Consider the following 7144-nt stretch of genomic DNA (forward strand, 5'->3'; position numbering starts at 1 on the left):
GGGCCCCCCACCCCGGTTCCGGGTGACGCTGTGGAACGATCGGGGCATGGCCATGCGCATCTCAGTGTTGACCCGCGAATATCCGCCGACGATCTACGGCGGGGCCGGCGTCCATGTCGCCCAGTTGGTGCCCCAGTTGCGCAAGCTGATCGACGTCGACGTGCAGTGCATGGGCGAGCCCCGCGAGGGTGCCACTGCCCATGCCGAGAACTATCCCGAGGGCGCCAATGCCGCGCTGCGGGTCTTCGGCGCGGACCTGTCGATGGTCGCGGCGATCCCCGAGGTGGATCTGGTGCACGGCCACACCTGGTACGCCGCGCTCGCCGCCCAGCTGACCGGGCTGTTCCAGAACGTGCCGCATGTGGTGACCGCCCATTCCCTGGAGCCCGACCGGCCGTGGAAGGCCGAGCAGCTCGGGGGCGGGTACCGGCTGAGTACCTGGGCCGAGGGGTCGGCGTACGCCTCGGCGGCCGCGGTGATCGCGGTCTCGGAGGCGATGCGGCCGAACATCCTCAATGCCTATCCCGATGTCGACCCGGCCCGGATCCATGTGGTGAAGAACGGGATCGATCCCGAGGAGTTCCGGCCCGACCCCGACACCGCCGTGCTCACCGAACTCGGGGTGGACCTGGACCGGCCGATCGTGACCTTCGTGGGCCGGATCACCCGGCAGAAGGGGCTGGTCCATCTGGTCCGCGCGGCCGAACAGTTCGACCCCGCCACGCAGTTGCTGTTGCTGGCCGGTGCGCCGGACACTCCCGAGATCGCCGCGGAGTTCAACCACGCCTTCGATCACCTGAAGCAGTCCCGCGGCGGTGGGGTCACCTGGGTGCAGGAGATGCTGCCGCGCCAGCAGGTCCGCCAGGTGATGTCGAACTCCACGGTGTTCGCCTGCCCGTCGATCTATGAGCCGCTCGGCATTGTGAATCTCGAGGCGATGGCGACCGAGACGGCGGTGGTGGCCAGCGCGGTCGGCGGGATTCCCGAAGTCGTCGTGGACGGCGAGACCGGGCTGTTGGTCCCCTACGATCCGGCGCAGGCCGATGATCCGGCCGCGGTGGCCGCGTTCGAGTCCGACTTCGCGACCAAGGTCAATCAGTTGACCGCCGACCCGGAGCGGGCTGCGGCGATGGGCCGAGCGGGCCGCCGGCGCTGTGTCGAGGAGTTCTCCTGGGCCCGGATCGCCGAGCAGACCGTCGAGGTCTATCGGCAGGCGATCGAGACGTTCGAGGCCCACTAGGACCCGTCGCGCGACTCACCAGGGCCGTACCGACACCGGAGGACCCCGCCGTAGCGGGGTCCTCCGGTTATCTGTTCAGGGGTACGACACCCTTACGGGTTCGACACCTTACTTGGGCTGCGGCACCGCGCCCTGCAGCGCCTCGGCGAGCGCGGTGGCTTCGGCTTCCTTCATCGCGACGACCAGGCGGCCACCTCCGTCGATGGGAACCCTCATCACGATCTCGCGGCCCTCCTTGGTGACCTCGAGCTCTCCGTCGCCAGTACGCGGCTTCATGGCTGCCATCGCGTGTTCCTTCCTACGTCATTGCAAGACGCTCGGGGAGCGGGGCTCCCCGGATTCACTCCACTGATGATGTGTGCACGTCCATTATTCCGCATCCGCCGAAGGGGTCGCCGCAGGGTCGCCGGTGCCCTGGCCGGTGACCGGCGGGTTCGGGCTGGCCGAACGGCGGGGGGCCGGCTCCCCGACCACGTGCCGGGGCCGGGGCGGGATCGCCCGGTTCGGCTGCGATGCCGCTGCCTCGCCGCTGCCCGCTACCGGCCGGGTCGGCACCATCGGGGGCGCCCAGTCCTGGTCCGGGACCGGCCCGCCGGACGGGCGAGTCGCGGCGAGTTGGCCGGACAGCTTACCGAGGAGTTCATCGACCTGGGACATGTCGTAGCCGATCGGATTCACGTCGAAGCGGACCTGTCGAACCTGGTCCGCGGTGAGTGCCCCCGGCGGCAGCATCAGCGGGCTGCGGTCGCGGTCCGGCTCGGGATCCATCCCGCCCAGCATCCCGGTGGCCACCACCGCGGCAACGCCGAGGATCAGCACGGCCAGTACGACGATCAGGATCTGCATGGCCGCCATCGTAATGGCGCCCCGGGCGAAACATCGGGACTGGCCGCACCTGCCGGAGCGGTCGGATCGGCGGGAGCGGTCGGATCCGGCACGAGCGTCGAGGTCAGTTGGCCGCCGGCTTCTGCGGGGTCACCGGAACCTTCCAGTTCGCCCGCAGCACCTCGAGGGTTTCGGCCACGCTGTCGACGATGTGGATCCGGTCCGGGTCACCGGCGGAGACGTAACCCTCGGCCTGCACGGTGTCGACCAGCCAGGAGTGGATCGGCTGCCAGAAGCTGCGCCCATAGAGGACGACCGGGAAATCGACGATCTTGCGGGTCTGGACGAGGGTGAGCGATTCGAACAGTTCGTCCAGGGTGCCGAACCCGCCGGGCATCGCGACGAAGCCCTGGGCGTACTTGAGGAACATCACCTTGCGGACGAAGAAGTACCGGAAGTTGATCCCCAGCGTCACATAGTCGTTGAAGCCGGTCTCGTGCGGCAGTTCGATGCCCAGGCCGACCGAGACACCGCCCGCCTCACAGGCTCCCTTGTTGGCCGCCTCCATCACCCCGGGGCCGCCACCGGTGATCACCGCCAGGCCGGCCTCGGCGAGGGCGGCGCCGAGTTGCTCGGCCGCCGCGTACGCCGGGTGCCCGGCCGGGGTCCGGGCCGACCCGAACACACTCACCGCGGGGCCCAGTTCGGCCAGCGTCCCGAATCCCTCGACGAACTCCGACTGGATGCGCATCACCCGCCAGGGATCCTCGTGGACCCACTCGGTGTTGCGGGTCGGGGCGAGCAGTCGCTGGTCGGTGGTGGTCGGCTGCACCTGGTCCCGGCTGCGATAGACGGGGCCCTGATAGCGGCGTTCGAAATCCTGGGTCACGGGGGTTCCTTCCCTGGAGGGGAGTCGGGTGGACAGATTCGGGCGGGCCCGGCTCACTCGGTCCGGGAGGTCGTGCGCGCGGGGCGCAGCCAGTCCAGCAGCGCGTCACGGCAGGCGACCAGGTCGGCGGCCGGGCATTCCTCGTCGTCCTTGTGCGCCAGCAGGGCATCGCCGGGACCGAAGTTGACCGCCGGTACGCCGAGGCCGGAGAACCGGGCGACATCGGTCCAGCCGTACTTGGGCGCCGCCTCTCCCCCGACCGCCGCCAGGAACTCCCGGGCCAGCGGACGATCCAGCCCGGGTCGGGCGGCCGGACCGAGATCGGTCAGTTCGAGTTCGTAGCCCGCGAAGACGTCCTGCACATGGGCGAGGGCCTGCTCGGGGGTCTTGTCCGGCGCGAAGCGATAGTTGATGGTGATCACGCAACGGTCGGGCACCACGTTGCCGGCGATCCCGCCCTCGATCTTCACCGCGTTCAGGCCCTCCCGGTAGGTCAGCCCCTCCACCGGAATCTGCCGGGGTTCGTACGCCTGCAGCCGGGCCAGCACGTCGGCGGCGTCGTGGATCGCGTTGTGTCCCATCCAGGAACGGGCCGAGTGCGCCGCGGTGCCGGTGGTGGTGATGCGTACCCGCAACGTGCCCTGGCACCCGCCCTCGACCGCGCCGGAGGTGGGTTCACCCAGCAGTGCGAAGTCGCCGGCGAGCAGCTCCGGGCGTACCTCGGCCAGATGCCGCAGGCCGTTGTACTCCTCCTCGATCTCCTCGCAGTCGTACAGCACCAGGGTCAGATCGCGCTGCGCGTCGGTCAGGCTCGCGATCACCTGCAGGAAGACCGCGACGCCCCCCTTCATGTCGCAGGTCCCCCGACCGAGCAGCCGGCGCCGGTCCACGCCGTCGCGCACCTCGCCCTCGATCCGGCAGGGCAGGTTGCGGACGCCGTCGCGGTCGGCGACCGGAACGGTGTCCAGGTGCCCGGCGAGCACGACCCGCTCGGCGCGGCCCCAGTCGGTCCGGGCCACGAGTTGGTTGTCGATCCGCTCGACATTCAGGTGCGGTACCGCCCGCAGGGCCCGCTCGACCGCATCGGTGATCCGGGCCTCGTGGTGGCTGACCGATTCGATGTCGACCAGGGCGCGGGTCAGCTCGACCAGGTCACCGGTGAGGTCGAGTTCGGCGGGGTCGGTCCGGGCCGGGGAGCCGGAAGCAGGGGGTTGCGCCATAGCGGTCACCCTAGCCGGTGCCTCAGCGCGGGATCCGGCGCCAGATCGCCCGCGGGACGAACTGCAGGGCGAAGGCGGCCGCGCCCAGCGCCGCGGGAATCCAGACCGTCGCCCGGCCGCGGTGGTACGCCCGGACCACGGCGTCGGCCACCTCGTCCGGGGTCGAGGACAGCGGCGCCGGTTTCACTCCGGAGGCCATCAGATCCCGGGTCATCGCGCCGATCACGAAACCGGGTCGGGCCAGCAGGAGGCGGACCCCGGTCCCGGCCAGGGCATCGGTGAGTCCGCTGGCGAAGCCGTCCAGCCCGGCCTTGGTGGAGCCGTAGACGTAGTTGGCGCGGCGTACCCGGACCCCGGCGACCGAGGAGAACACGATCAGGGTGCCGCTGTGCCGGGCCCGCATCGCATTGGCCAGCAGGGTCAGCACACTCACCTGGGCGTAGTAGTCGGTGTGCGCGATCTGCAGGGCATGGGCCACGTCGGTCTCGGCCCGGGCCGCATCCCCCAGAATGCCGAAGGCGACGACGGCGATCCCGATCGGGCCGTGCTCGGCGATCAGCCGGTCGATCAGGCCCGGATGGGAGTCCACATCGTCGGCGTCGAAGCCGACGGTGACCACTCGGTCGGCCCCGGCCGCGGTGATCACCGCGACCGAATCGGCCAGGTCGTCGGGGCGGCGTGCGGCCAGGACGACCGTCCGGCCGGCCGCCAGCCGGGCCGCGGTGGCCAGTCCGATCTCGCTGCGACCACCGAACAGCACCACCGTGCCCGGATCGGTGCCGATCTGCTCTGCCATGGCCCCGAGTATGGCAGCCCGGGCCCGGGGTCGGTGAACGTGTTGGGAATCGTCGGTGCCGGTTTGTAGGGTTGCGCTCATGACTGAGCAGACCGCTTCCCGGCCCGCGTGGGGCTGGGGCCTGGTATCCACCCACACCTCCGGACAGGTGCTCGACACCTGGTTCCCGGCCCCGGCGCTGGGCACCCCGGACGACTCCCCCGAGCCCGCCGAACTGACCGCCCTGGCCGCGACCGACGAGGTGCGTCAGGTGACCACCTCGGTCGCCCGGGTCGAGATCGACCTGGCTGCCAAGCCCGCCTCGGCCAGTGATGCCTACCTGCGGCTGCACCTGTTGTCGCACCGGCTCGTCCAGCCGCGCACGATCAACCTGGACGGGCTGTTCGGGGCGCTGACCAACGTCGTGTGGACCTCCGCGGGCCCCTGTTCGATCGAGGGCTTCGAACTGACCCGGGCCAAGCTGCGCGCCGCCCACGGCCAGGTGACCGTGTTCGGCGTCGACAAGTTCCCGCGGATGGTGGACTACGTCCTGCCGTCGGGCGTACGCATCGGCGATGCCGACCGGGTGCGGCTCGGCGCGCACCTGGCCGAGGGCACCGTGGTGATGCACGAGGGCTTCGTGAACTTCAATGCCGGCACGCTGGGCGCCTCGATGATCGAGGGTCGGGTCTCCCAGGGCGTCACCGTCGACGACGGCTCCGACCTGGGCGGCAGCGCCTCGGTGATGGGTACACTGTCCGGCGGCGGCACCGAGATCGTCAGCATCGGCAAGCGCTGCCTGCTCGGCGCGAACTCCGGCCTCGGCATCTCCCTGGGCGATGACTGCGTGGTCGAGGCGGGCCTCTACGTGACCGCCGGGACCAAGGTCCGGGTCGACGGCCAGGTCGTCAAGGCCGGCGAACTGTCCGGGCGCAGCGGCCTGCTGTTCCTGCGCAACTCGCTGACCGGCGAGGTCGAGGTGCGCGGCCGCGAGGGCAAGAAGGTCGAGCTGAACGCCGACCTGCACGCCCACTGACCCCACCCCACCGCGAGTACCACCCCACCCACCCCGGAAGGATCCGAATGGCACGACGTCGCACAGGACTCCGTCTCGGCTGCGGCGTCGTGGTGCTCGTGCTGCTCATCGCCGCGGCGGTGGGCGTCTACTGGGCCCGCAGCAACGAGTACCTCGACCCGCTGCCCTTCGAGGACCGCTGCACCGTCGGCCGGATCACCCTGAGCCCGGAGCAGGCCGCCAATGTCTCGGTCATCGTGGGGGTCGCGGTACGCCGCGGCCTCCCCGACACCGCCGCCACCGTCGCGGTGGCCACGGCGTACCAGGAGTCGGGGCTGCGCAATCTGGCCCACGGCGACCGGGACTCCCTGGGCCTGTTCCAGCAGCGACCGTCCAAGGGCTGGGGGTCGGCCGAGCAGATCATGGATCCGCACTACGCGACCGAGGCCTTCTACAACGCCCTGCTGCAGGTCCCGGACTGGGAGTTGATGACGGTCAACGATGCCGCCCAGGCCGTGCAACGCTCCGGGCACCCGGAGGCGTACGCCAAGCACGAGCAGGCCTCGCAGACCCTGGATGCGGTCTTCTCCGGTCAACGGTGGGCCGCCCTCGAGTGCTTCAACCGCTCGCGCGCGGCCGGTAATGCGGTCACCCTGGCCCAGTCGATCAGCCGGACGCTGGGGCAGGGAAACACCGCCACCGAGCAGAACACCCTGATTGTGCGCACTGACAGCCCGGAACACGCCTGGGCGGTGGCGTACCACGCGGTCGCCAATGCCGGCGAGCACGGCGTCGTGTCGGTGGCCACGATGAATCTGCGGCACAGCATCGGGTCGCAGAATTGGATCCGGGGTGCGGCCACCGCCGGCAATGAAGTCCGGATCACGCTCCGCTGAGGGAAGTCCGGATCACGCTCCGCTGAGGGAAGTCCGGATCACGCTCCGCTGAGGGAAGTCCGGATCACGCTCCGCTGAGGGCACCGTCCCAGTTGACGGGGTGGTTGTAGAGGTGATTGTTGCGGGCATCCCTGGTCGCGTTGCGCAGAACCAGCGGCAACATCAGGTCGCGCAGTCCCACCGCCAGCCGGGAACCGCCCGGGGCCTTGCGCCGCCCGAGGGCACGGGAGTACTTCACCACCTCCTCGGCGCGGGGACGCCGCAGCCGGACATACTCGTCGAAC

The 7144-nt window shown here is 70.4% G+C and carries 9 protein-coding genes; 3 read left to right on the forward strand and 6 right to left on the reverse strand.

Annotated elements, in window-relative coordinates:
* Positions 1-52 precede the first annotated feature (52 nt).
* Complete coding sequence (glgA, locus tag G531_RS0109720) at positions 53-1240, forward strand: glycogen synthase (protein ID WP_026927109.1); 1188 nt, start codon at positions 53-55, stop codon at positions 1238-1240.
* A gap of 108 nt (positions 1241-1348) precedes the next feature.
* Here the strand turns inward: glgA and G531_RS25170 are convergent, their stop codons facing one another.
* The 5 genes from G531_RS25170 to dprE2 all read right to left on the reverse strand — a co-directional run bounded on the left by G531_RS25170 (position 1349) and on the right by dprE2 (position 4970).
* Complete coding sequence (locus tag G531_RS25170) at positions 1349-1525, reverse strand: DUF3117 domain-containing protein (protein WP_081684004.1); 177 nt, start codon at positions 1523-1525, stop codon at positions 1349-1351.
* Positions 1526-1609: 84 nt separating this feature from the next.
* Complete coding sequence (locus tag G531_RS24545; protein ID WP_051215312.1) at positions 1610-2086, reverse strand: DivIVA domain-containing protein; 477 nt, start codon at positions 2084-2086, stop codon at positions 1610-1612.
* A gap of 103 nt (positions 2087-2189) precedes the next feature.
* Positions 2190-2954 carry an LOG family protein gene (locus tag G531_RS0109735; protein ID WP_026927110.1) on the reverse strand — a complete coding sequence of 255 codons (765 nt, stop codon included), beginning with the start codon at positions 2952-2954 and terminating at the stop codon, positions 2190-2192.
* A gap of 53 nt (positions 2955-3007) precedes the next feature.
* Complete coding sequence (dapE, locus tag G531_RS0109740; RefSeq protein ID WP_051215313.1) at positions 3008-4174, reverse strand: succinyl-diaminopimelate desuccinylase; 1167 nt, start codon at positions 4172-4174, stop codon at positions 3008-3010.
* Between the two features lie 22 nt (positions 4175-4196).
* Positions 4197-4970 (reverse strand): decaprenylphospho-beta-D-erythro-pentofuranosid-2-ulose 2-reductase, encoded by a 774-nt coding sequence (dprE2, locus tag G531_RS0109745; protein ID WP_026927112.1) that lies wholly within the window; start codon positions 4968-4970, stop codon positions 4197-4199.
* 79 nt (positions 4971-5049) lie between these two features.
* Here dprE2 and dapD point away from each other — a divergent pair, with 79 nt between their 5' ends.
* Together dapD and G531_RS21690 are read left to right on the forward strand one after the other, a co-directional pair.
* The gene (gene dapD / locus G531_RS0109750) at positions 5050-5985 is read left to right on the forward strand and encodes a 2,3,4,5-tetrahydropyridine-2,6-dicarboxylate N-succinyltransferase (protein ID WP_026927113.1); all 936 of its coding nucleotides are present in this window, start codon (positions 5050-5052) and stop codon (positions 5983-5985) included.
* Positions 5986-6032: 47 nt separating this feature from the next.
* Positions 6033-6860 carry a hypothetical protein gene (locus G531_RS21690; RefSeq protein WP_035758466.1) on the forward strand — a complete coding sequence of 276 codons (828 nt, stop codon included), beginning with the start codon at positions 6033-6035 and terminating at the stop codon, positions 6858-6860.
* 64 nt (positions 6861-6924) lie between these two features.
* On the opposite strand, the gene G531_RS26110 is transcribed toward G531_RS21690, so the two are convergent.
* Positions 6925-7144: hypothetical protein (locus G531_RS26110; RefSeq protein ID WP_026927114.1), on the reverse strand; the 220-nt coding region annotated here is incomplete at its 5' end.

The sequence above is a fragment of the Granulicoccus phenolivorans DSM 17626 = NBRC 107789 = JCM 15570 genome, assembly GCF_000423085.1.
GTDB classification, from domain to species: Bacteria; Actinomycetota; Actinomycetes; order Propionibacteriales; family Propionibacteriaceae; genus Granulicoccus; species Granulicoccus phenolivorans.